Raw genomic sequence first — 24,924 nt, 5'->3', positions numbered from 1 at the left:
TCGCTAGAAATTCATTGGTTATGGGGCTTCTGGTATTTTAATTTTCGTCTCAATTCCATTGACGACATAGTAACCAAAACCTGGGGCGATCTCTTCTTCATTTCGTGTAAATGAGAGATTAACTAGGGTTTGGTCTGATTTTTTCATGGCGATAATATAGTGGCGCACCAATTTTAATTCTGCAGTAAGTGGGTCAAAGCCTTTGGTAAATTCTGCAGAGTTGCCACATACAATCATACGAAAGCCTAGATGGCTAGTGTTTTTGATTAATTTCGCTAGTTTATCTTGTATCGGCGCATCAATTGTTTGTTGGAAACGCATGAGGCTATCGATTAATAACACCACTGGCGGAAAAGCGGTAACCGTTCCTCCTGTGTTTAACGCATCCATGTAAGCTTGTTCCCGAACAGCCATTTTTTCTTCAGTCGCGGACACCCAGTCTTTAATCTGTTCTTTTTGGTCTATATAGGAAATAAGCTTTTGTCCAACAAAAGAAGACAGCTTACGGTCGGCGCCGTCAACTATTCCAATGTCCTCCACTTCCTGTTGCAAATAGTAGTTTAATAGAACCTTGGCAACGTTCGTCTTTCCTTTTCTTGGCTGGCCTACAACTAATAAATGAGGCTCTGATTTTGTTCGCAAGAATACGGGCTTGACTGTATCTTCATCAAGAGCAAAAGGAATGCCGTCGCCTGGATCGCCAACACGCTTCTCGAAAGAAGCCAAGGATAGTTGTGTAGGCAGCATCGCAATGTTTTCCGGTAGCTTAGCATCTTGGTAACGCCGTCCTAATTCAGCGATCGTTTTTCTTATTGTTTCATTCAATTGCTGATCATTTTCACCAGCTTCTGGCAAATACACTTGTGCAAAATAATGGCTGTCTTTTGCTACAATGGCGCGACCAGGTATTGATTCGATTTCGTACTTGCTGCGCCCGAGTAACGTGATGATATCATTTCGATCATTCATAAAATGGACAATCTTCGTCTTCATCGAGTTCATTAGTGGCTGACGCAGGGCATTTGCTCGTGTCGCTGTTAAGCTTACATAAATTCCCAAGGACTGCCCATCTCGAGCAAATTGAACAAATGTCGATTCCAGCTGCTCATATTCCTCTTTGATCAAATCAAAGTTGTCAATAAAGATAAATAGAACAGGCAAAGGCTCTGTTGCTGTTTGGTTATACATCGTCAAACTATTGACTTCTTGAAGAAGAAACCGTTCGCGGCGGTCGTCAATCTCTGCTTTCAGCAAGGCAATCCCTTTCTCAATTTTACGTTTCTCATCAATTTTAAAGTAATCGGCTGTATGCGGCAGCTGTCTAAACGGCAACAACGCCCCATTTCCAAAATCAAAAACGTAAAAGTGAAGCGCTTCAGGGCTAAATGACTTAGCAAATGAAAGCATCAATGCCATTAGCGTTGTCGATTTCCCGTAACCACCAGATCCAAATACAGCAATGTTCCCATCCTTAAGCCATTCATACTGAACATCAAATTGCCTTTGTGTTTCTGGCTCATCTGCAAGAGCAAGAGGAAACATGCCTTTCTCTGTATCAATTTGAACAGGAGGAAGCCATTCTTCAAGCGGTTCAAGCCATGGACTTGAGGCTTTTTGAATGCTTAAACGCTCCGTTGTTGTTTCTATTTCTTTTACAACAGCTTCCATTTCGGTGATGCTCTTTTCTTTTTTACTCGCAGGCGTTTGGACGTTGGACATCGGGATTAACCCGGCATCGGTAACCAAGGCAATATCTTCTTCGCCTTCATGGGTTTCCCTTAAATACGGCGCCCCGCTCCATGCAGATTGAAACAATTCATACTGCTCATTATTACCAACTTGCAAATAGGCGCGCCCTGTTACAGTTAAATTAGCCGCATCAGGGTTTTTAAGAATTTCTTTCGAATCTTGGGCATCTTGTACTTTTAATGCAACGCGGAAGCGAGCATTACTCCAAATTTGGTTGTCAATAATTCCACCTGGCTTTTGTGTCGCAAGAATAAGGTGGACACCTAGGCTCCGTCCGATCCGTGCGGCACTTACGAGTTCTTTAATAAATTCAGGTTCCTCGTTTTTTAATTCCGCGAATTCATCGGAAATGATAAAGAGATGAGGCATTGGTTCCATAACTTGTTTGTTTTTGTACAACTCCATATAGTCATCAATATGGTTGACCAAATTTTGGTCAAACAATCTCTGCCGTTTCCGTAATTCACTTTTGATTGAAGCCAACGCACGCATACTAAAATTCTTGCTGTCATTAATATTCGTAATCGTCCCCAGCAAATGAGGAATCGTTTTAAATGGCTGTGCCATTCCCCCACCTTTGTAGTCTATGAGAAGAAAAGCCACTTCATGGGGATGGTAGTGAACCGCTAACGATAAGATATACGTTTGTAAAAACTCACTTTTCCCCGAACCTGTTGTTCCTGCAAGCAACCCATGGGGCCCATGCGCCTTCTCATGGATGTTTAGCTCAAGAAGTTCATCCTTTGCTTTAAAACCGACAGGCACTGCGAGTGACTCTGCGCTGTTTGTCTTTTGCCATCGCTTTTCAATTGCAAGTTCCTCTGTCTGCTCGACTCCAAACATTTCAAGGAAAGACGCCATATCTGGGATAGAGCGGCTCATACCTCGTTGATGGTTCAATGATGCGAGCATGCGGGCATACCACTCATTGGTCGTTGCATCTTGGGAGTCAAAGGTAAAGCGTTTATGGTCCGCTTTCCGCTCGCGAATGACAATCTCGCCTTCTTTTTGATTGACGGCTTTAATAATCGTATGAACATACTCGGTTAAATTTTCTTGTGCATCCGTGAGAAAAATAACCGATATTCCTAAAAGCTTGTCCGGTCCCTCTAAATATTCCATGATTGCATGGTCACTTATCAAACCGCGATTGGCGACTAGGAAGATAAAGTGCGGCATGAAGCGCTTTGGTTTGTCTTGATTTTGTTCCAACTCCCGTTCCCGCACCATTTCATAAATGGATGTCAACAGTTGATCTCGTGTCCGTTCATTGTAAATAAATCCCTTTGCATACATATGAGGCAACTGAAAATGAGGAAGCCACTTCATCCATTCCCAGCTTGGATACTGATCTTCATCGAATACAGCAACAAACCGAAGATCATGATAACTTTGGAAAAAAGTAAGTTGACCAATCATTTGAGCGACTTCCCGTTGGATTGTCTTCAGTTGGCCGACATAGCCAATAGAACCACTCGCTAAGCTAAGACTAAGAGGCGCATCATGAATATAAGAATAATGCTCTTTTAAGTTTTCGCCTTCTTCTAGCAGCTCATCACGATCTCTATTCGCTAAATCGCCACCTGGATCGGCAATCTGAAAACTACTTGGAATAGACGACTTCCCCACACGGACATATAGATAATCATCGTCACCGACCGTTTTCTCCCAAATACGGCGATCTAAATTAGCTGCCATATACTTATTTTCTTCAAAAGATGGGAAATGATAGTCGAGCACATGCCGTTGTTTATCAGCCGATTCTTGAAGCTCAACCCGTTTCTCCTTCAAATAGCGTGTATAAACCCGTTGACGCTTCTCTTCTTTTTGTTTGCGGATTTTCCGCTCACGAAAATAATTGACGGTCGAAGTAATGAGCGTTACGGTGAACATCGTCACTGATATAATGATAAAGATCCCCCGTGGAATGAGCAAAGCAACGATTCCCATTACTAGAAGCATCGCAAGTGGAGGCAATACAATAAGCCAGAGGGCTCGATTGTTGTCTTCCAGCTCCTGACCTGGAATGGAGAAATTGACTTTTTCTTTTGGTTCTTCATAGATAATTCGCGGCGTACGACGATACTCCGGGTACTTCTTTTTACTTTCTGAAGTAGGAACTGCTATGGGCGCAAGTCGGGTTTCTAAAGGCTCGCTTGATTCAATTGTCAATAAATCGCTTTCCTTAATAACAAACACGGTTTTGCCAAGCAGGACGATGTCGCCATTGTTTAACTGTTTATCCTTTGTCAGGATTTCTCCGTTAACAAACACACGCGTATTCTTCTCTGGATAAACGAACCACTCGTCACCTTTTTTGATTAGTGCACATGAAGAAGCAAGACTCTCTTTCGGCAAAACGATATCAGCTGAATGTTCATGCGCAATGGAAAGGAACGTTTCTTTACCGATGTAATACACCGATTCGCTTATTGGTTCGCTTTCATACACGAATGTAAAAGGAACGTTATTATCTTTATATTCAAAGGTCTCGCCAGCAGCTAAAACATGCTCGCCTCCCCCTTCAATATCAAGCACACATTGCTTTTGCTCATGATCCATTTTAGCGCGAATTCTAGCTCGAAGAGGCGGAACGAGTAAGTCTACTTCCTCACTTGAGCCAAGCAAACGCTCTGTTTGGCTTAGTTCAAGCTGCTGCACATATAAATCATAAAATACCCATAATCGATCCATTGTTCCACCTCCTACATGCGCACCTATTCATCTGCGTTCTCTTCATCTTCATTTTGTTCTTCTTCATTTTGCTCAGCGTCATCGTTTTGTTCTGCGTCTTCGCTTTGTTCTGCATCTTCGGTTTGTTCTGCGTCATCGATACGCTCATTTTCTTCGTCCTCGTTTAACTCAGAATTCCCCTCATTGCCCTCTTCAGCACCATCATCATCCGCAGTTGCATCTGCTTCTTCCGCTTCCCGTTCTTCTTGCTCTTGCATAAAACGGTCAATGTCTGCTTGGATATCGTTCAGTAATTCCTCACGATCATCTCCAGACAAGCTCGTATTTTGACGAACGGCATCGCGCCACTTCAAATTCGCATACATCTCTAGTTCTCCGTCCTGCAATTGGCGCGCGATCTCGTTCGCTTCCTCGTAGTCACCGCGACCAACCGTGATCCAATAGTCAAAATACAACGCTTCTGTTTGAAGTGTCAATGTATTTTGTACATTCGCTGTTTGATCCATATTTAAATCTTCATTAGCGATATAAGATTGAGCCAACTGATACTGTACGACGCGAGGCATCTGGCTCGGATTATACGGTTCCAATCCAGTAATGACTTCACTGGGGTTACCATTGATATACGCTTCATTACTAGCAATAAAAGCATCGTGACGTGGATGAAGGAAGAAAAGCACATAGATCGTAAAAATAATCGTTGGTACAAGCAATCCAGCCACAGCAAAAAACACACTTTTTTGCAAGCGCCACTTTTTCTTTGGTACCATATGTACTTGTTTAGCTCGCTGTTCTTCTTCATGGATCCAAGCCTCGACACAACTCAAAAGCGCTTCCATTGTATCAGCCTCGAGCAATTTTTTTGCTCGTGCCGATAATTTCATCGTATCAGTAAAATTCATGTACTCTACAAAGCGATGCTCACCATCAAGCAATACAAGCAACGTTGTTTTAAGCTCTGCAAGCAGCTTCTCGTCATTCTTTTCATAAGGAGGCAGACTTTCTTTAATGCCATAATGGATAAAGTGGATGTCCAGCCCTTCTGTTATTAATAAGTTTTCCGGACAAACAAGTAAATGCAGTCTAGAACTAGAATGCTCCACAACCGCACGAATAAGTGAGTAGCCAATAACTTGTTTTGCATATTCGCTTTTGTTACGAAATTTACTAAAAGGCAACATGGTCTCTTGTGGTTGAACCGTTATAAGTAACTCATCTTCATCCTCCGCAATTGTACGCTTGAGGAGTGGATCTTGTTGCTTTAACAACTCCGATTCTAACGAATGAGATTGCTTTATTTCAGCCGTTTGAAATGTTAGTGTGTATGTATTTGTTTCAGTGTCCCTAAAAAAGGTTGCACCCGTTTGCTCTTCCAAATAAAATCGCTTTTTTTCCATAACATGTCCGATCCCTTCAACGAGTGCTATAAAATCTCTAAGCGGTCTCCATTTGTTACACCACGTTCTGCGAGTACTTGGCTACCGTAGACATGAGTTTCTTTGTTTTGAACACGAATCCAGCTCCCATCACGCTGAGGAACCTCAAGCTTTTCAATGCTCCAAATGAGATCAACGACTTTTTTTGCTGTATATTGATCAGATAGTCGTAAATCAAACCGTTTTTCTGAATATCGTTTCATGTCGACCGTTACAGTGATGTACATCAAATGCCACCCTTTCATAAGGAAGGACGCAATTGTAAGAAAATTGCGCCCAAAGTTGTTTCTATTCTTGACCAATTAACCGCGGATGTTTCCGGCAATTTGTTGATCTGTTTCTTCAAGCGTACGTCCGCTGTTGCGCAGCTGCTCAGATACTTCGCCAAGCAAATCGCCCATACGAACAAAGGATGGCTTTAATTCGTCATACTGTTGAACAAACGCCTCAGAAGCTTGACCTTCCCACATACCTTGAAGCTGATCTCTGAAACCATCTAATCTGCTCACGAGGTCATGTACCTCCCCACTTGAGCGATTGTAATCATCAGCTTTTTGATAAAGTTCTTCTGGTGTAACGCGAATCATTCCTGCCATATTAAACTCCTCCTTTACGTTTTATAGTATCATGGTAGCCAGTGAAGAATTTACTAGTCAACCATCAACTTACATTTTTTTAAAAAACAGTCATTTAGTAACGGTATTATTAATTTTCCCGCACTTCCAATAGTTCTTTCGAACCGTAATATTCGATTAAATTCGACAACATTAGAAAGATACTTTAACCGAATTTGACACTGATTTACAAAGCATCTTTTGCAAACAGGGTACTACTATTTCGCGTCACCTCCCCTTTCTGATAGATAAGGATATCATTTTATGTATTACTAATTATTTGTCTATTTGTGTATATCCTATTTACTACTATTGAAACCTCTTTTTTCGAAAAAAGTTTCTTATTTTTACCATCGCTTATTAAGACCAAGCTCTTACCTGTTTAGCAAGCGGATGGGAAAAAAAGCCGATCGCTAATTTTTAGGAACTTCTAAATAGGTAATCATAAACGGCTGCGTTTTCCCATGATCGATTACTTCTTCAAATTTCCAATGAAAGCGTATAAATTCGTCAACCACCGTTTGCAGCCGTTCCTGTCCTTTTAACGCCGCCGACTCCAACTCTTCAATTGACGCCAATATGATTTCCCCTTTGCTTGATTCAAGAATACCTTGGACCTCGTACTTTAAATGGCCAAGCAAGTCCATTTTCGTTTGCAACATTCCCACAACAAGATTACGTTTCTCGTCGTGTGTTTGCGCTTGTTCAAGCGTATATGTTCCACTAAAACCAAATGTATCCATCCATTCACACTCCCCTTATCCAGATAAATAAGCAAACATATCGGCCACATTGTGGTCGACATCAAACATCTCTTCAACTGATTCACGCATCGCCTTCGCTTTCTCTTCGGTCGACTCCCTATTTAGCTTGACTAGAAAAGCAACTCCTTCAAGTGGCGCGCCTACAAGCGGCAAAAACGATTCACGAAACTGCAAATTGGTGATGAGTCCGCTATAAGAAATAGGCAATAAATGCTGGTAACTGCGGTAGTTGCTCTCAATCAAGCTCATTTTTGAAGCCAATTGTTTCTTCTTCTGTTCGTAAAAGTCTATGTACTCATGCTCAACCATTGCCAAATAGCGTTCAAGCCGCTTATCTTGTTCATCAAGAATCCTCTGTACTGTTTCATACGCGTCTAACGTCTTGCTCAGATTAAGTTTAATCTCATCCCCACCAGCAGAACCCTCCAAATACAGATCGCCACCATGATAGGACTTTCCTTCGGCAATTTCATTCATGAGTGCCTCAAGCTTATGGTGCTCTTCCGCGGCTTGAGCAACGCCTTCAAACAATGTATTAATAGAGGCTAGTCGTTGCTCCGTCGAGAATTTAAACAATACCCCAGTAAAGAGAGCATCTTCTAATAACCGCATAAATGGTGTGCCTTCTCCTTCATGAACTCGCTTATAAATTGCTTCTATATCCGTCAACACTAATCGCAATTCCCATCTCAACTGGCTGGCATCTTCCTCAGATAAATACCCGGCTTCCCCTAACTCATCGACAAGAACAGATACCGTTGATTTCATCGTATCAAAATCAAGGGGATCAGAGCTTGGATTATCCTTGTAAAAAGCCAGTGCATCGTTAAACGCCTCGTCCATGACACCAGTAATTCCTTTCTCTGCATAAACATGACCGTACGGTGCTAGAAATTCAAGCAACGCCTGCAGGTCTTCTTGAGGAATCACTTCCATTGGCCCTACAAACCCTTTGTTCTCATGGTCCGTACGGTACGTTGTCACATCGCCCACAACAAACATCCACGGAAAGGAATCAAGCGCATACAAAAAATCACTCTTGGAACGGGTTTGATTGATGCCAGCCTCTTTGTCTTTGTAATATTCCTTGGCAAACGCTTCTAGTTCTTTAGGGGGGATGGATTGGACAGCTTCCGTATTTAATCGCGTGAGGTTAAATTCCCTTTCTACCGCTCTTCTGAAATCTTCGTCATAACGTATTTGTTGAACAGCATTAGCCTGGGCACCGTTAAATGTATTTAATTGTGAAAAATAATCATCGCTTAGTTGGATAGCAGCTACAGTATTGTGACCTTTTGAATGGGCAAGAGCATAGATAGGCGTGTCGTCCTCAAGTTTGTACTGTTCTGTAACCTGATCAAGGTAATTTTTCGTATCTCGGGCATACCCAGCCCCTCCCGTGCCGACTCCGATACTAAGCAAATTATCGATCCAGTCTTCAGTAGAAACACTACCTCGAGAAATGAATACAACCTCTTTTACATCATTAAGATCTTCTGTATCAGTTAAGACAATCGCCGTCCCTTTGGCATCAGATGACTCGGAGTAGCCGTCCATTCTCTCTATATGAATATTCTTGTTAATGGGTCTCCCCATTTCTTCAAGGTATATTCGTTCAATCGCTTCAATAATTTTCGCATCGGTCATCTCCGGGAATTTATATTCAAGGTCTGTAATTCGCATTTGCACTATTTCATCATCAAAAACACTGCTCATACCCAATCCCCTTCCCTATTGGTCTAACAAACGAATAGAATACATTAGCTTTTCCGCCATTTCCGATTCCTCTTCAAGACTGATGGAACATTCTCCTTCACCTTGGCACATCGCCATATATGTGAATGAAATCGCCTGGTTCCTTTCCTCGGCAAAAAGGTAACCAAAATATCGCATATACGGACCATACTCATCCTCATCTTCAAAGCTCCCGTAATACATTTCTAAACCATTGGCTTCCGCATATTTATATTCGCCATCAAAATTCACTTCAGTTTTAAAGACATTTAAATAATTTTGTTTTACTTCTTCTGGGTATTTTTTATAATACATGAGTTTGACATCATACAATTTTTTTTCAATATAATTATTAAACGTAAAAATAATTGTTTCAATTGCATTGTTCTCAATGTCATGAAGTAGATCAGAAATAATCCCATTCTCCGGAATTAACATTTCAAATCCATCAAGCTCTCCTCTCATTTGGTGAAAACCTGGTTCCACTTCGGTCTCAACTAAAAAGTCTTTTGTAAATTCATCTTCAATTGCTAGAAAATCTTCGTTATTCTGCACTCCTTCGTCCTCACCTTCCTGTTCAGCATCCTCATCCTCTGGCGTTTGTTCAGTACTAGGATCTTCTTGTGTATCTTCGCCGTTCACTTCTTCTTTTGGCTCTTGTTGGTCATTACCTGTATTACATCCGCCAATTAGCAACACTACACATAGCGTACTTAGACTAAGCCACTTTTTCATCGTCATTTCCCCCTTCTGACAGATCAGGGTATCATTTTATGTATTGATAATTATTTGTTTATTTAACTATTTCCTACTTTAGGATATTCAAACGTCTTTTTTATTGCAAGAGTTTCTTTTCTTCCCATCGCTTATCGAGCCCAACCTATCACCTTTCTTATTGATCTAACAAACGAATAGAATACATTAATTTTTCAGCGATTTCTGCTTCTTCTTCAAGGCTTTGGGTACAATCTTCTCCCCCTTGACAAACAGCTATAAATTCATAGGATATAGCCTGATTCCTATGTTTTGAAAAAAGATAGCTAAAATACTTTAAAACAGGACCGTATTCATCTTCGTCTTCATAGCTTTCGTGATAAATTTCTAAACCATTTGCTTCCGCATACTCATATTCCCCATCAAAACCTACTTCATCTTTAAAAACGTTTAAATAGTTTTGCTTCCAGTCTCCAGAGTACTGGCTTTGATACATGAGTTTGACGTTGTATTGCTTTTTTTCTAAATGGTTATTAAATGTAAAGATGACCGTTTCCGCTTTATCGTTTTCAATATCATGAAGTAGATCAGAAATTATTCCGTTTTCTGGAATTAACATTTCAAAACCATCAAGCTTTCCTCTCATTTGGTGGAAACCTGGTTCCACTTCGGTCTCTACTAAAAAGTCTTTTGTAAATTCATCTTCAACCGCTAGAAAATCTTCGTTATTCTGCACTCCTTCGTCCTCACCTTCCTGTTCAGCATCCTCATCCTCTGGCGTTTGTTCAGTACTAGGATCTTCTTGTGTATCTTCGCCGTTCACTTCTTCTTTTGGCTCTTGTTGGTCATTACCTGTATTACATCCGCCAATTAGCAACACTACACATAGCGTACTTAGACTAAGCCACTTTTTCATCGTCATTTCCCCCTTCTGACAGATCAGGGTATCATTTTATGTATTGATAATTATTTGTTTATTTAACTATTTCCTACTTTAGGATATTCAAACGTCTTTTTTATTGCAAGAGTTTCTTTTCTTCCCAACGCATATCGAGCCGAACCAATCACCTTTCCTATTGATCTAACAAACGAATAGAATACATTAGCTTTTCCGCCATTTCCGCTTCTTCCTCAAAGGAGATGTCGCATTCTTCTTTCCCTTGACACATCGCCATAAATTCATAGGGAATAGCATGATTCTGATCCTTTAAAAAAAGATAACCAAAATACTTTAAAACAGGACCGTATTCATCTTCGTCTTCATAGCTCTCGTGATATATTTCTAAATCATTGGCTTCTACATATTTATAATCCCCGTCAAAGCCTACTTCGTCTTTAAAAACATTTAAATAATTTTGTTTTACTTCTTCAGGGTATTTTTGGTAATACATTAGTTTGACATGATATTGTTTCTTTTTACTTTTATTATTAAACGTATAAATAAGTGTTTCAACTGCATCGTTTTCAATAGCATGAAGCATAGAGGGTATAATCCCATTCTCCGGGATTAACATTTCAAACCCATTAAGCTCCCCTCTCATTTGGTGAAAACCTGGTTCCACGTCGGTCTCCACTATAAAGCTTTTTGTAAATTCATGTTCCACTGCTAATCGATCACCCTCATTGTCCAATCCTTCGCCCTCCCCTTCCTGTTCTACGTCATCATCTTCTTGTATATCTTCGCCGTTCACTTCTTCTTCTAGCTCTTGTTGGTCATTGTTGGCAGGATTGCATCCTCCAATTAGCAACACTGCGCACAGTGTACTTAGAATAAGCCATTTTTTCATAGTCATCTCCCCTTTCTGACAAATCAAGTTATCTTTTAATACATTAATAATTATTTGTTTATTTCCTTTTGTAGGTTATCAAAACGCCTTCATTCTCGAAAGAACCTCTAACCTCTTTCCTTGAGTTAACATTAACATTTACCTGCATTCAGTCAAAAGACCTCATCAAAATGCCTCTCTACAATAAAAAGACCACCTCTCAAGGTGATCCGACGTATTCATGTTCTATACACTTTTCGATATTGCCCCGGCGTAACTCCTTCAATCTTCTTAAACTTGCGGATAAAGTTGGCAACATCCTTATAGCCTGCTTGCACAACAATGTCTTTAATTGGTTCATTTGTTTCGGCTAATTGTCCTTTAACAAAGCGAATTCGCAGATTCTGAATCAGTTGAGTGAACGTTTCACCTGTTTGTTCTTTTATAAATCGGCTGAGATAGGATACCGACAAATGAAACTGCTGGGCAACGGATTCTAGTGAGATCTCATACTCTCTGTAGTTCACTTGAATAAATGCCAACACATCGTCTCGCAGCCTGCTGTTATGGCTATCTTTCTTTTGTTCGACTTCGTTACAAATCACATCAACAATGTGTTGAAGCTGTTGACGCAACTGCGCCATTGATTTGAATTCAATCAATTGATTTACATCAGTCAGGTGGTTAGCAAAGCCTAATTCAGAGACAGTTTTAAGAGTCGTATTAATCATATCGAAACAAATACATTTGATTTCATTAATTGACAGCCCTCTGCTACCAAGCGCTTCAAACATGTCATGAAGCATCTCGCTTGCTACGGTTTGATCGCCTTGTTTAAGACTTTGTACATATTTAATTTGTTCTTCCTTTAAGTACCCTAGTAGATGATTCGATTCTGTTTCTATATCTTCAAAGAACAGAATGCTTCCTTGCGGCGTTGAAAATTTATACTCAATAGTTGCCAGCGCCTCGATGTATGATCGATTGAGCTTCATTTTCGTCTCATAGTGCTGGCCAACACCAATGGTTGGTACGTGAACAATTGCAGCCTCAAGCTCGGCTTGAATGAGCTGGACAATCTGTTCTTTTAGTGCTCTGCCGCCGTTTTTTAATGTATCTGCTGTGCTAATCACGACGGCAATCGAGTCCGAATACAGCAAATCAACCGCATGAGCAGTTGCGTGATCCAGGGACAGCGCGGACACAATCTGGACGATCGTATCTTTCTCTTGAACGGTTTCTTCTGTAAAAGTTCCTGTTTCAAATTGAACGATTGCCACAAAGTAGCTTCCTTCTCTAAATGATAGATTCAGCGTGTGCATCATTGAATCAATCTCGACGGAATCATGGTAATTGCCTTTTAATAGACGAATTAGAAACTGTTCCCGCGCAAACGGCTTTTGTAGGTCAATTGTTTCATTTAACAGCTCGTGATCTTCATAAAGCGTGTTGAACGTTGTTCCAATCTTCTCTAATTCATTTTCACCACGATACAGCTGCGGTGATTTTTTTCCTCGATGGGTAATGGCAAACAAATCTTGAATTGGCTTGTATTGATTTTTGCCAAACAGCACCGCCAAAATGAGCCCGACGATAAATAAAACAATGAGGAAAGAAACCATGATTACTTGTACATTGTTTAACTTTCCAAAAAACTGATTTTGATCCATGACGGTTACGAAGGTCCATCCGCTAATTTTAGATTCGACCGATACCATTGAGTAATCGTTTCCTTGCATTTGGATCGTATCCACTCCTGTGAATCCATTCGAGAAGGAAAGCACGTCTGCTGCTTGTACAAGCTCGTCCGTAACCGCAGACGCAATCATCTGGTCATCCGTATTAAAAATGTATACATTGCCTTCAATTTCACCTAGAAGATTGCGGATCATATTAATGATGGTCGCTTCTTCAATAAAGAACATCACGGTCCCATGAGGCTTCTCAGAGTTTGGTGCAATTGGCACAAAATACACAATTAAATCTTCGCCATAGACGGTTCGAATAAGTGGCAGATCGATATGTAAATCATCTAACAAATGTTCTCTACCTAATTGTTGAATTTGATCGCTGTGAACTAGAGCATCAATGGAATATGAACCGTTCGTTGAATACAATGTTTCTTGATTTTTGTAGTATACAAACAGCTCTTCAACAATTGCGCTATTCGCTCGGTATTTTCTTAATTCGTCTGTTGCCTCTCCACCATAATACGGATGGCTAATCATATAAGGAGTTAAGCGCGGATCTAAAGACATCCGTGCTGATAACGTAACAAGCTCTGTTAAACGTTCATCCGTTAAATTGCGAACCTGTTCTAAATTATATATATTGGATTGCTCAATCTCTTCTCTTAAGCTTGTTACCGCATTCGTATAAATAACTACGCTCATTACAGTAAAAGGAACGAGAAAAACAAGGAGATAGGAGATGATATATTTGTAGAGCAATGTAGACCGTAATTTCGTAAGCGCCACTTCCTATTCCCCCTTCAATCTCGCCCTCGTAAGTAAGCCCTTTCATTTTTTGTCTGACTAGTAAGAACTGATTGTTTTTAATCTATGATAGCTATATTAGCCGTCTACAAGCAATAGGGATTTGCGTTCTTTTTTCACTTTTGCGAAATAAAAGATTGCAAATCCCTTTTTGTATAGGTCTATCTTCTTAGTTAGCTGTAATCATAAACGCTGTGTTCTCTAGACTATTTGAATGGTTGCCAACCATAACGTTTATTTCTCCTGGTTCAGGGACAAACTTCATTTGCTTGTTCCAATAAGACAAGTCATCTTTTCCAAGATAAAAGGCTACGGTGGTTGCCTCTCCTGGCTGAAGTGAGACTTTTTTAAAGCCTTTCAATTCCTTCCTTCTGCGGGTTACCGTTGCTTCTACATCATGAATATAAAGTTGAACCACTTCTGCCCCAGCTCTAATGCCCGTATTTTCTAAATCAATTTCGATTGCAATACACTTTCCATTTTGAAGCTCAGATATGGAAAGCTCATCATGAAGAACACGTACGTTTTTTAGTTCAAATGTCGTGTAGCTAAGGCCATAGCCAAATGGATAAAGCGGTGTTGCGCTCATATCCAAATAAGTGAGAGCTCTACCTTGATCTTTGTAATTGTAATAAACAGGTAACTGCGCACTCGATCGAGGCATGGAAACAGCCAGTTTGCCGCTAGGGTTTACATCACCAAATAAAACCTCACTTATCGCCGTTCCTCCCTCTTCACCCGGGTACCAGCCACAAAGAATCGCTTGACAGTGTTTGTCAATTTCAGTAATCGCATGGGGTCTACCTTGAATCAAGACGGCTATAATGGGTGTTCCTGTCTGTGCAAGTGCGAGAATGAGTTCCTCCTGTACCCCACCGAGACGCAAGTCTGCAACATCCACACCTTCCCCGCAATCCATGTCAGACGGGTTGCCCTTGACGATTGCCGCTCCGTTCAAGTCAAAATCAAGATCAAAGTTGCGAGCGCTGCTTCCACCGACGACAACTACCGCTACGTCTGCATCATTGGCAAGAGCAATCGCTTCTGCAAAACCAGCCTTTGAATCACCGCGCACTTGACAACCTTCCGCAAAGCTTACTTCCCCTTCGCTAAGCTCCAAAATGCCCTCAAGCACAGTCGTTCCCTTTTTCTCTTGACGAATGGACGTATAGTCACCTAATTGATGATAGATTTGATCGGCATTCGGTCCGATGACAGCTACCTTTTTTGTTTTCGCTAATGGTAGAATTGCGCCTTCATTTTTTAGCAACACGATTGATTCTCGCGCTACCTGCTTGTTTATTTCTTTAAACGCGCCATTCCCGACAACTTCGTTAACGTCTTCCTCTGGGACAAACGGATCTTCGAACAGACCGAGAGAAAATTTCAGTTTCAGCACACGTCGAACAGCTCGATCGATCCATTTTTCTTCAACCCAGCCATACTCTACAGCTTCAGCCAGTTTTGTGAAGGAGACATCCCAAAGACTCAGATCGACTCCTGCCTTTAGCGCTAACGCCGCAGACTTGCGGTAATCCCCCGTCAGCTGATTAAGTCGGTCATTCGCCGTACCGTCCGCCATTACAATTCCTGTAAATCCCCACTCCTCTCGCAATAGCTCCGTTAACAGCCATTCATTTCCATGACAAGGAATGCCATCTATCTCGTTATACGCTGCCATGCAGCCAAGCGCACCCGCTTCCACTCCAGCCTTCATTCCCGGTAAATGAATTTCTCGCAGCTCTCTTTCACCAATTGGAACGGGGCCAGCATTGATTCCTCGTTCTCCTGCTCCTTGTGCAGCAAAATGTTTGAGCACAGCTCCAATTTGCTCATTTCCCGGTGCTCCCCTTCTTCCTTGTAAACCATAGACAGCGGCTTTAGTCATCTCGGCCGCTAGATAAGGGTCCTCGCTATAGCATTCCTCAGATCTACCCCATCTTGGATCGCGCAATAGATCCAAGGTTGAGATGAGACCGAGATGAGCGCCCCGCGCACGAATTTCAGTCGCTATGTGACAATACGCTTGTTCCATGAGCTGTGGATTCCATGTTGACCCTACGCCAATATTCGTCGGAATCATCGTTCCATCTAGCGCTTGGTGTCCATGTGGGCATTCTTCCGATAACAGCACGGGTATCCCGAGTCTCGTATGTTCACGTATATAGGTTTGGATTCGATTAGCAAAACGCGCATTCTCTTCGGTCGGAATGCCATTTTCATAGGTAACAGCCGACCACGGATCGGAGCGAAACAACCCGTAAAGAGCACCCATGCCATCACCAAACCGAACCTGCTCTTTAAAAGCGTCTGTCAGCTCCAAGCCATCATCTGTTTTCGTATATGCATCCCAGCCGTACATCTTTTGATTAAGCTGTCCAACTTTTTCCTTAAGCGTCATCTCTGCCAGTAATAGTTCGACACGCTCATCAATTGGTAGAAGTGGGTTTTGATAGCTCATGGGCTTCACCTCTCATCCTTTAATACTTTAATAGTTTTCACTTCAAACGGCGTAAGCGTCGTTGAGATTGTTTGCTTTTCTATAGGCAATGAGCTACCCGCCTCTTCTAGCAGATTCGTTTCATAGACGGTCGAAACGGATACATCCTCCAGCGTAATGTCCATTGCTTCCCGACTCCCACTAGACTCATAGACTCGCATAATGAAGCCATCACCATCTTCGCTTGGTTTCACCGTATCAAGGATGGTATGCGTTGCTTCGACAGCGACAAAACGATGTGTTGATTTTCGCTTCCCATGAGCTTCCTTCGCAAACGCAAGCGTGACAGGATGATTCAGCTCATAGCCTTGGCGCACGACGTGGGCAGAGACCCATGTTCCGGCGTGGGGCAGGAGCGAATAGGTAAACAGATGCTCCCCTTGATCAGCCTGAGGGTCTGGCCATTTAGGCGCGCGCAATAAGGACAGACGCAGCTGATTTCCTTTGACGTCGTAACCATACTTGCAGTCATTTAATAGACTAACGCCATAGTTTCCTTCTGATAAATCGGCAAAGCGATGACCACATACTTCAAACTGCGCTTGCTCCCAGCTTGTATTGGCGTGGGTCGCTCGTTCAACGGCACCAAATGGAATTTCAAATGTCGCTTTGGCCGCTTGCACATCAACCGGGAAAGCCACTTTTAACAACTTATGGTCTTCCTGCCAATGTACCTTCGTTTCAAAATCAATTCGTCCTGAGTGATGATAGAGTACAAGGGTTTGTTCAATTTCCGAATTGGAAATACGCCATTTAAATAACAGTTGATCCTTTGTTTGGCCTTGATGAAGAACGCTTACGGAAAGCAGCTCAGGTTTAGCCGCTTCTTGTTTCGCAAACTGGGGATCGATGTCCCAGGCATCCCAATAGGTTGGCTGATCGTGAAACAGCTGAAACTGGTTGGCAACCTCACCTTTTTTTAGCACATCACGTCTTGCCTTTTTATCATATAAGCGTGTGAATTCACCATGCTCATTCCATTCGATCTGATAGAAGTCTGTTTCCCAAGATTGATTGAATGATTGGACAGGCTTATTTTGCTTCGCTGTCATCGGTCGTAACCAGACAGTGCAATAGCCCATTCCCGGAATAGTTGGTACATAAATAAATCGTTCCACTTCTCCATCTGCCTTAACTAGAAAATCACTGTTTAACTGCTGTTCCGCTTCATCGTATACAGCAAGGTTTACTAATTCCGTTCCACCTTTAAGCGAAACGACTTCCCCACGGTCCCATGAAAGACTATTAAATACGAGTAATGGTCTGCCTTCACCTAGAAAGTTCGCCTCTTCTATGAGACGATCAATCGCTGCTTGTTTTATCTTCTTGCCAATTGCCAGCACTTGCTGATAGTCTTCTTCCGATTTTCCATACACTTCTGGAATTGATGTACCAGGGATGATGTCATGAAATTGGTTAAATAACAACTGCTTCCATCCTGCCTCAAGCCCAGCAGCTTGGGTTCCAGCAAAAGTTGCCCAAATCTCTGCCTCCCGGTAGAGCACTTCAGCTTTTCGATTCCAGCGTTTATTTCGCGCATGGGTTGTATACGTACCGCGATGTAGCTCTAAGTAAAGATCACCTTCCCACGTAGGCAGCGCGGGCTTCGCTTTTGCAATCCCATCAAAGAATTGATGAGCACTGCTGTATGCCGTTTCTGGCAGCCCTGGTAAACGAGCAGAGCGCTCCACATACTCAACCATTTCGGTTGTTACACCGCCTCCACCGTCACCATGACCATAAAGCAACATCTGCTCCGGGTGGACATGTTTCTGTTTGTAGCTGTGCCAATGATCGTCTAGTTCTTTTGGATCGGTATGTTCATTTACACCATGGTTTAGATAGGCTAAGACGCTTGTGCCGTCTATCCCAACCCAGTAAAACAAATCATATGGAAAGGGATTTGTATCATTCCAGTTCATTTTCGTTGTCATGAAATAATCCAACCCTGCTTTCTTTAATAGCTGGGGCAACGACGCACAATAACCAAATGTATCAGGAAGCCATTCAACCCGCGGCTGTATTCCAAACTCCTCTTTGTAAAAAGCCATCCCGTATAACAGCTGCCGCACCAAGGATTCACCAGAGGGGATATTCAAGTCAGGCTCAACCCACATTCCACCAACCACTTCCCAGCGTCCTGATTGAATGTGTGCTTTCACACGTTTATAAAGTTCTGGGTAATGGGTTTTTATGAAGTCATATGCTTGTGGTTGACTTTGGGCATAGAGAAATCCGTCGTACTGCTCAAGCAGCGTGCTCATTGTAGAAAACGTCCGACTCGTTTTTCGCACGGCCTCTTTCATCGGCCAGAGCCACGCCAGATCAATATGGGACTGCCCGACCATATGGATAAGCCCCCGATCTGTTTGTTCCAACTTCTTTAAGGCTTTTCTTAATTCCTTTTCTTTACTGTTAACTAAGGCGGAATCCTGAAGCAAGAGCGTTTCCGGTGTCGCATTAACCCAGTCCTTTACTTGATTAAGCACCCCGATAATCGCTGTTTTGTTTAATTCTTGATCTGGCATTAGCGAAGCCGCTTCCAAATAAACCTTCATCGTGTAAAAAAGACTCTCGATAGCCTTATTCGGCCGAATGCATCGACTTTCCAGCAAGAACAGTGGTGCTGGCGCGAATTCAGCTGGCTCATTCTGATAATTTAAGTGATCGACGACTTGCGCGGTTGGGTTAAACAATTCAATTTTTATAAGATACGTTGTTTGTCCTGCTTTTTGCGACGGCAGCCGGACGTAGCTCCGGTTTCGATCAATACCATGATACGGTACGCCATCGATTGAAACCAACCCTTCATGATTTGTTTTAATCCCTTGCTGCCCCACGCGAAATTCAAACCCAATCTCTTGATCAATAAACGCTTCTGGTATCAGGAACTCTTTTTCAATAAACATCGTTTCACCAGTCGCTAGCAACAAATCGCCTTTATTAATGCGATAAGATTCTTGGTCAATTCTTTCGTACTCACCTGGATTGTGATAATAGGCTCGAACAGCCTGCCAATCCTTTATTTCAACTTGATCTTGCTCGATCAATGCCTGCAGTTGATTGATGCACCGTCTAATTCGTTGCATACACGCCACTCCCTTCTTCTCTATCTACCTCATGTTAATTTCAGCACATATGCGTGTGCGACCGTTTCATCCTCTTCCCAGTGCGGCAGCTCAAGCTCGATTCCGCTAGTGCTTCTTTGAAATGCCAACTCCCTACCGTCATGCATCCACTCGATCTGCGTGACCTCCTCCAGATAAGGAATTGTCGCTTTACGTCCGTCCATCTCTTCTTGTTTATGAAGCAAGAGAAAGCAATAGACCGTGTTTCCTTTTGATGTGAAGGCGATCTTCTCTTGAAAATAAGGAGCAACAGGTCGCGTTGCGTAAATCGCTTCACCATAATGGTTAAGCCAAGCACCAAGTCCTTTCATACTTTGGACAGCACCTTTTGGCAATCTCCCATCTGGCTGTGGAGCAACGTTAAGCGCGAGATTCCCGCCCTTTGCAACAACCTCGATCAAGAGGTGAACGAGCGCTCGGGCAGACTTGTAGTCATCTTCATAACGAAACGAAAAGGCGCTTCCCATCGTGATACAGCTTTCCCATGGCACATAAATTGGGTCTTGTGGAACCATTTGTTCAGGCGTAATAATGTTTTCATATCGTCCGCCAACTGTCCGGTCCGCCGCAAGCAACCAAGGCTGAGTTCGTCTTGCCTTCTCAATCACGTCTCCTAGTCGAATATCTTGCTTATTTTTTGCTGACACCCAGCCCGCATCAAGCCAGAGCACCTCAATTCTGCCGTACTCCGTCAGGAGTTCCAGCATTTGCTCATGGGTAAACTGGACAAACAACTCCCAACGCTCTGGATCTTCTGCCGGATCATAGGAAGGGCCTCGACTTGTTCTTTCGCTTTCTTTATCCCAATACGACGGCACATGCCAATCCGCTTTTGAAAAATAAGCTGAAATCGCCAGCCCCCTTTCTCTAAACGCGTCAAAAAGCTGTTTACAGACGTCTGCGTTTGGATTCGTTCGATACGGACACGCATTTCCGGTCACTTTGTAATCAGTCGTCTGCGTATCCCACATCGCAAACCCGTCGTGATGCTTCGTCGTAAAAACAAGATACTTAAAGCCGTTTTCTTTTGCTAAATCGGCCCACTCTTCAGGCTGAAATCGGAGTGGATTAAAACTCTTATTGAGATCGACGTATTGCTGTTTAAACATTGTGGCATCCTTTACCCAGTCAACGTCTTCTCTTGACCATTCCGCATCGGCATCGCTTAGCGCCCATGACTCAACAAGACCGAGCTGTGAATAAGGACCCCAATGCATCATCAAACCAAGCTTCTGGTCTTTAAACCACTCCAGTCGCTGCTGCAATAGCGCTTCTTCTGGTGCGATGTACGCTTTCTCATTGCTATATGTGTGAACCCCTTCAGTTACATTTGTATCGCTCATATTTTTCCTCCTTATAGAACAGAATAGAAAAAGCTCGTACGCGAATACGAGCCTCTCCTCCTTCCTTAACTACTTGCCCAGCGGTCATACGCACCTTGATAAATCTCAATGTATTCCTCAATATTCATGCCTTCAATCGTTTCCACGTATTTATCCCAGTTGGACAATGGCTCCACTCCAGTGATAAACCGCGCTTCAAGCTGCTCCACATACGATTTCAAATCAACTTCAATTGTATTAACAATCTCTTGTTCTTCATTTGTTAAGTAAAGCAATGGAATGGGTACCTCTCCATATGGATTGATCTTTTCAGCCGTTTCTGCATCTAGAAACTGGTCAAACTCACTTACCTCGACACCTTCTGGACGAGCGACTAATGTTGGTGTCGGAATACCATAAGCAGGCGTTAATGTCCCACGGAAGTCTTCCGAACTATCGAACTGCGGTGGCGGATCTAACTTCACTTTGTTTCCGCTTTCATCTAATTCGAAAAGATAGCCTTCCGGTCCCATATCTAAGAATTCAGAGCCTTCCTGTGAATAGAAATAGTCGACCCAGCGAATGGAGGCTTCAGGGTACTCGTTATTACTCGTAATCGCGAACGTTCCTCGTGTAATTCCTGGGTTAATTGGAATCAATGGCTCATCGGTTATTGGACTTGATAATGGATGGAACATCGGGTTATTCATCGCTTCATCTTCAGGCTGTCCTGTTGTAAAGAAAGAGAACCAATCTGGGAACAATCCTAGTCGGTTTTCCTGCCCTTTAGCTTTCTTCTGCTCGTCAGACTGGGAGAACGTTTCTGGATCAAGCAGACCTTCTTCAAACAACATGTTCATGTAGGTCAAGTATTCCTTATAGTTGTCGGTATGTGGTGCATAACGCACTTCCCCGTCCACTTCCTCAACACCCCAAGCCTTCATCCCAAATGCACCAAGAAAAGCCAAGCGCGTACTGTTCATTTGGACATCAAGTAACGGAATCTCATCCGCTTCCCCGTTTCCATTCGGGTCTTCATCACGAAAACGAACCAGCAACTCATAAAGTTCATCAGTTGTTGTCGGTACGTCGGCATCCAAGGCATCTAGCCACGCCCCGTTATACCACATTGGCACAGCCCAGCCCGAGTTTGGATGCTGATTAATGGCCGGCAGCGTATAGATATGCCCGTCCACTGTTGTAATGGACCTTGCGATGTCAGGATTTTCATCTAATAGTTTCTGGATGTTCGGTGCATAGTCGGCAATGAGATCCTCAAGCGGGATTAAGATGCCCTGCCTCCCGTAATCAACTTCCATCCCCGGCGTTAAGTTCCCCGTCCCCGCACCATAGATAATGTCCGCCACGTCGCCACTTGCAAAAGATAGGTTCAAACGCGTCGCAAAATCACTCATTGGTGGAGTTGTGTAATTAAAGGAGATGTTCGTCATCTCTGAGTATTCCTGCAGGGTCGGCATGTCTTTCCATTCGGCCAGCCCAGTTCCCGGAGCCATCAGCGATAGGGTAATTTCCTCATCAACAATCGGGAAGCCTTCCTGATTCACTTCAACATCTGGGTTTGACGTCGTATTTCCATCCGTCTCATTGGAGCTACATGCAGCCACAAACCCAATACAGCAAAGTCCAGTCAAACATAGCTTAAGTGATTTTTTCATCTTATAACCCCTCTCTTTGTTTACACCTTTATGCCCTTAAAACGCTATCCACCTTCACCTCCAATTAGAATCAACTTCACTAACCTTTAAGCGATCCTATCATGACGCCTTTCACAAAGTAACGCTGCAAAAACGGGTAAATGATAATAATTGGTAAGGTCGAAACAATCATCACCCCATATTTTACAATGGCCGAGAGTTGTTGGCGGCTATGGAGCGCTTGCGCCATTTCTCCCGTCATCTCCGTATTGTTAGACGACATTTCATTTAAGACTAGAATCTCACGTAACACCATTTGCAGCGGATACAAATTACGATCGGATAAGTAGATCAAGGCATTGAAATAACCATTCCAATGACCGACACCATAAAACAAAGCCATCACCGCAATAATCGGCGCAGACAACGGTAGTATAATCTTGACGAATACCTTAAAGTTAGAAGCACCATCAATCTTCGCCGCTTCCTCTAACCCTTTTGGAATCGTCATCTGGAAAAACACACGGGCAATGATGATATTCCAAACAGCTGCCGCGTTCGGCAGAACCATCGCCCAGATCGTATCGATCAAGCCTAAATCTCGTACAACAAGGTAGGTCGGAATTAACCCGCCACTGAAAAACATCGTTAAGACAAACATTCCAGTAAAGAACCCTCTGCCGTAGAAATCTTTGCGGGATAACGCATAAGCCGCTGGAATCGTGACGGCGAGATTAATGAAAGTTCCAAGGGTTGTGTAAAGGAGCGTGTTCAAATACCCTCTCCAAATCTCACTATTCTGGAAAATCATCTCATAACCAGCAAACGTAATATCGATCGGATACAGCCACATCTGGCCACTGTTGACAGAAGTTGGACTGCTAATAGAGGCACTAATGATATAAATTAGGGGATAAAGCACAACTCCTAACGCCATTGTCAAACAAACATAGACAAACGCTTTGAACACTTTATCTACCTTCGTTTCTCTGATAGTTGAATTCATGACCTCTCCCTCCTACCATAGACTTGTCTCGTTTGTTTTTCGCGCAATATGATTGACCACAATTAACAGGATGGCATTGATGACCGCATTAAACAAACCAACAGCAGAAGCAAAACTATACTGAGCATCAAGCAAACCAGCCTGATACACAAATGTCGCAATCACGTTTGAGGATTCTAAGTTCAACGGATTTTGCAGCAACAAAATCTTTTCAAAGCCCATCGCCATAATGCTACCTACGTTCATAATTAATAAGATGACCATTGTCGGGAAAATAAACGGAATGTTAATATGCCAAATCCGCTGCAGGCGATTTGCCCCTTCCACGACTGCCGCCTCATGGTGCTGAGGATCAACACCCGAAAGCGCTGCCAAATAAATAATCGTGCCCCAGCCGGTGCTCTGCCACACGCCAGAAAACACGTACACCGTCTTAAACCAAGCAGGGTCCGTCATAAACGCAATCGGCTCAAACCCCAAGAACTGAATCCCATGGTTAATCACGCCTGTAATTGGAGATAAGAAAGCAATAATCATCCCCGCAATAACGACCACCGAAATAAAATGAGGCGCATACGTCACCGTCTGAACCGACCGCTTAAAAAAGCTATCCTTCACTTCATTTAATAATAACGCCAAAATAATCGGCAACGGAAACCCAACAATCAACTCATACACGCTAATTCCAAGTGTGTTCCGAATCAAATCCCAAAAATAATACGAATCAAAGAACCGAGTAAAATGCTTAAACCCAACCCACTCGCTTCCCGTTATCCCCGCAACCGGAGAAAAATCCTTAAACGCAATTTGGACCCCATAAAGAGGAACGTAATGGAAGATAAAGAAATATAAAAACGCAGGCAGGATAAACAAATACAGTTGCCAATTTTGCAAAATCTTTTTCTTTTCTTTTCGCTTTTTCAACAAAGGGGGCGGAGCAGCAGTCCGGCGAGCAGCTAACTCTTTCGTATGTAGTCCCATCCATTTCCTCCTTCTCTTAAATTGCTCCAATCGTAGCACCCCAAAAGAAATTGTATCAATATGTGAGATTGTCATAACATTGAGGATAATTAATGAATACGCTTACATTATTGGTGTTCAAGAGGTTGAATATGTTGATTTGACTATCGATGTGTTGTTTTTGATAATTAGCGGAGTGACGGGGGTTAAGAGTGGTTTATAAGAAAGATGCTGAGGTGGGACAGCTTGTCCTCAAAGTAGCTCACAGAGAAAAAAAGCAGCCAATGGCTGCTCAGATTGTCGAGAAAGCCTGGGTTCTGTGAACCCAGGCTTTCTCTTATGATCTTTTGATTGCTCCCAATGACGAAATTTGATGGTGAAAAGGAT

General features: G+C 42.7%; 16 protein-coding genes. All 16 read right to left on the bottom strand.

Annotated elements, in window-relative coordinates:
* Window positions 1-18 precede the first annotated feature (18 nt).
* A complete protein-coding gene (gene essC, locus JOC54_RS00080; protein ID WP_204463509.1) occupies window positions 19-4,443 on the bottom strand; it encodes a type VII secretion protein EssC in 4,425 nt (1,474 codons plus the stop codon).
* A 23-nt stretch (window positions 4,444-4,466) separates the two neighbouring features.
* Window positions 4,467-5,840 (bottom strand): type VII secretion protein EssB, encoded by a 1,374-nt coding sequence (gene essB / locus JOC54_RS00075; RefSeq protein WP_204463508.1) that lies wholly within the window; start codon window positions 5,838-5,840, stop codon window positions 4,467-4,469.
* A 26-nt stretch (window positions 5,841-5,866) separates the two neighbouring features.
* The gene (gene yukD, locus JOC54_RS00070; RefSeq protein WP_204463507.1) at window positions 5,867-6,106 is read right to left on the bottom strand and encodes an ESX secretion system protein YukD; all 240 of its coding nucleotides are present in this window, start codon (window positions 6,104-6,106) and stop codon (window positions 5,867-5,869) included.
* 75 nt (window positions 6,107-6,181) lie between these two features.
* Window positions 6,182-6,475 (bottom strand): WXG100 family type VII secretion target, encoded by a 294-nt coding sequence (locus tag JOC54_RS00065; protein WP_204463506.1) that lies wholly within the window; start codon window positions 6,473-6,475, stop codon window positions 6,182-6,184.
* 431 nt (window positions 6,476-6,906) lie between these two features.
* The gene (locus JOC54_RS00060) at window positions 6,907-7,236 is read right to left on the bottom strand and encodes a hypothetical protein (protein ID WP_204463505.1); all 330 of its coding nucleotides are present in this window, start codon (window positions 7,234-7,236) and stop codon (window positions 6,907-6,909) included.
* Window positions 7,237-7,251: 15 nt separating this feature from the next.
* Complete coding sequence (locus JOC54_RS00055) at window positions 7,252-8,973, bottom strand: DUF6792 domain-containing protein (protein WP_204463504.1); 1,722 nt, start codon at window positions 8,971-8,973, stop codon at window positions 7,252-7,254.
* A 15-nt stretch (window positions 8,974-8,988) separates the two neighbouring features.
* The gene (locus JOC54_RS00050; RefSeq protein ID WP_204463503.1) at window positions 8,989-9,726 is read right to left on the bottom strand and encodes a YvcA-related protein; all 738 of its coding nucleotides are present in this window, start codon (window positions 9,724-9,726) and stop codon (window positions 8,989-8,991) included.
* Between the two features lie 157 nt (window positions 9,727-9,883).
* On the bottom strand, window positions 9,884-10,621 hold the full coding sequence (locus tag JOC54_RS00045; protein WP_204463502.1) for a YvcA-related protein: 738 nt from the start codon (window positions 10,619-10,621) through the stop codon (window positions 9,884-9,886).
* Window positions 10,622-10,778: 157 nt separating this feature from the next.
* Window positions 10,779-11,492 (bottom strand): YvcA-related protein, encoded by a 714-nt coding sequence (locus JOC54_RS00040; RefSeq protein WP_204463501.1) that lies wholly within the window; start codon window positions 11,490-11,492, stop codon window positions 10,779-10,781.
* Window positions 11,493-11,710: 218 nt separating this feature from the next.
* Window positions 11,711-13,948 carry a helix-turn-helix domain-containing protein gene (locus JOC54_RS23310; RefSeq protein WP_204463500.1) on the bottom strand — a complete coding sequence of 746 codons (2,238 nt, stop codon included), beginning with the start codon at window positions 13,946-13,948 and terminating at the stop codon, window positions 11,711-11,713.
* A 187-nt stretch (window positions 13,949-14,135) separates the two neighbouring features.
* Window positions 14,136-16,427 (bottom strand): glycoside hydrolase family 3 N-terminal domain-containing protein, encoded by a 2,292-nt coding sequence (locus JOC54_RS00030; protein WP_204463499.1) that lies wholly within the window; start codon window positions 16,425-16,427, stop codon window positions 14,136-14,138.
* Window positions 16,428-16,432: 5 nt separating this feature from the next.
* Complete coding sequence (locus JOC54_RS00025) at window positions 16,433-19,555, bottom strand: alpha-mannosidase (RefSeq protein WP_204463498.1); 3,123 nt, start codon at window positions 19,553-19,555, stop codon at window positions 16,433-16,435.
* A gap of 29 nt (window positions 19,556-19,584) precedes the next feature.
* The gene (locus JOC54_RS00020; protein WP_204463497.1) at window positions 19,585-20,937 is read right to left on the bottom strand and encodes an alpha-L-fucosidase; all 1,353 of its coding nucleotides are present in this window, start codon (window positions 20,935-20,937) and stop codon (window positions 19,585-19,587) included.
* 65 nt (window positions 20,938-21,002) lie between these two features.
* Window positions 21,003-22,592 carry an extracellular solute-binding protein gene (locus JOC54_RS00015; RefSeq protein ID WP_054794703.1) on the bottom strand — a complete coding sequence of 530 codons (1,590 nt, stop codon included), beginning with the start codon at window positions 22,590-22,592 and terminating at the stop codon, window positions 21,003-21,005.
* Window positions 22,593-22,671: 79 nt separating this feature from the next.
* Window positions 22,672-23,577, bottom strand: a complete 906-nt coding sequence (locus tag JOC54_RS00010; protein WP_204463496.1) for a carbohydrate ABC transporter permease — start codon at window positions 23,575-23,577, stop codon at window positions 22,672-22,674.
* 12 nt (window positions 23,578-23,589) lie between these two features.
* Entirely contained in the window at window positions 23,590-24,558 is a 969-nt protein-coding gene (locus JOC54_RS00005; protein ID WP_051990697.1) for an ABC transporter permease, read from the bottom strand.
* Between the last annotated feature and the right edge of the window lie 366 nt (window positions 24,559-24,924).

The organism is Shouchella xiaoxiensis, from assembly GCF_016907895.1.
Taxonomy (GTDB): Bacteria; Bacillota; Bacilli; order Bacillales; family Bacillaceae_D; genus Shouchella; species Shouchella xiaoxiensis.
The sequence above is the reverse complement of the archived record's forward strand: the minus strand, read 5'-3'. Positions and strand labels throughout refer to the sequence as shown.

Bases quoted from the DNA above. Each gene is read 5' to 3' on its own strand.
- JOC54_RS00040 (WP_204463501.1), bottom strand. From the start codon at position 11,492: ATGAAAAAATGGCTTATTCTAAGTACACTGTGCGCAGTGTTGCTAATT.
- JOC54_RS00020 (WP_204463497.1), bottom strand. From the start codon at position 20,937: ATGAGCGATACAAATGTAACTGAAGGGGTTCACACATATAGCAATGAG.
- essC (WP_204463509.1), bottom strand. From the start codon at position 4,443: ATGGATCGATTATGGGTATTTTATGATTTATATGTGCAGCAGCTTGAA.
- JOC54_RS00030 (WP_204463499.1), bottom strand. From the start codon at position 16,427: ATGAGCTATCAAAACCCACTTCTACCAATTGATGAGCGTGTCGAACTA.
- JOC54_RS00010 (WP_204463496.1), bottom strand. From the start codon at position 23,577: ATGAATTCAACTATCAGAGAAACGAAGGTAGATAAAGTGTTCAAAGCG.
- essB (WP_204463508.1), bottom strand. From the start codon at position 5,840: ATGGAAAAAAAGCGATTTTATTTGGAAGAGCAAACGGGTGCAACCTTT.
- JOC54_RS00015 (WP_054794703.1), bottom strand. From the start codon at position 22,592: ATGAAAAAATCACTTAAGCTATGTTTGACTGGACTTTGCTGTATTGGG.
- JOC54_RS00065 (WP_204463506.1), bottom strand. From the start codon at position 6,475: ATGGCAGGAATGATTCGCGTTACACCAGAAGAACTTTATCAAAAAGCT.
- JOC54_RS00060 (WP_204463505.1), bottom strand. From the start codon at position 7,236: ATGGATACATTTGGTTTTAGTGGAACATATACGCTTGAACAAGCGCAA.
- JOC54_RS00005 (WP_051990697.1), bottom strand. From the start codon at position 24,558: ATGGGACTACATACGAAAGAGTTAGCTGCTCGCCGGACTGCTGCTCCG.
- JOC54_RS00050 (WP_204463503.1), bottom strand. From the start codon at position 9,726: ATGAAAAAGTGGCTTAGTCTAAGTACGCTATGTGTAGTGTTGCTAATT.
- JOC54_RS00055 (WP_204463504.1), bottom strand. From the start codon at position 8,973: ATGAGCAGTGTTTTTGATGATGAAATAGTGCAAATGCGAATTACAGAC.
- JOC54_RS00045 (WP_204463502.1), bottom strand. From the start codon at position 10,621: ATGAAAAAGTGGCTTAGTCTAAGTACGCTATGTGTAGTGTTGCTAATT.
- yukD (WP_204463507.1), bottom strand. From the start codon at position 6,106: ATGTACATCACTGTAACGGTCGACATGAAACGATATTCAGAAAAACGG.
- JOC54_RS00025 (WP_204463498.1), bottom strand. From the start codon at position 19,555: ATGCAACGAATTAGACGGTGCATCAATCAACTGCAGGCATTGATCGAG.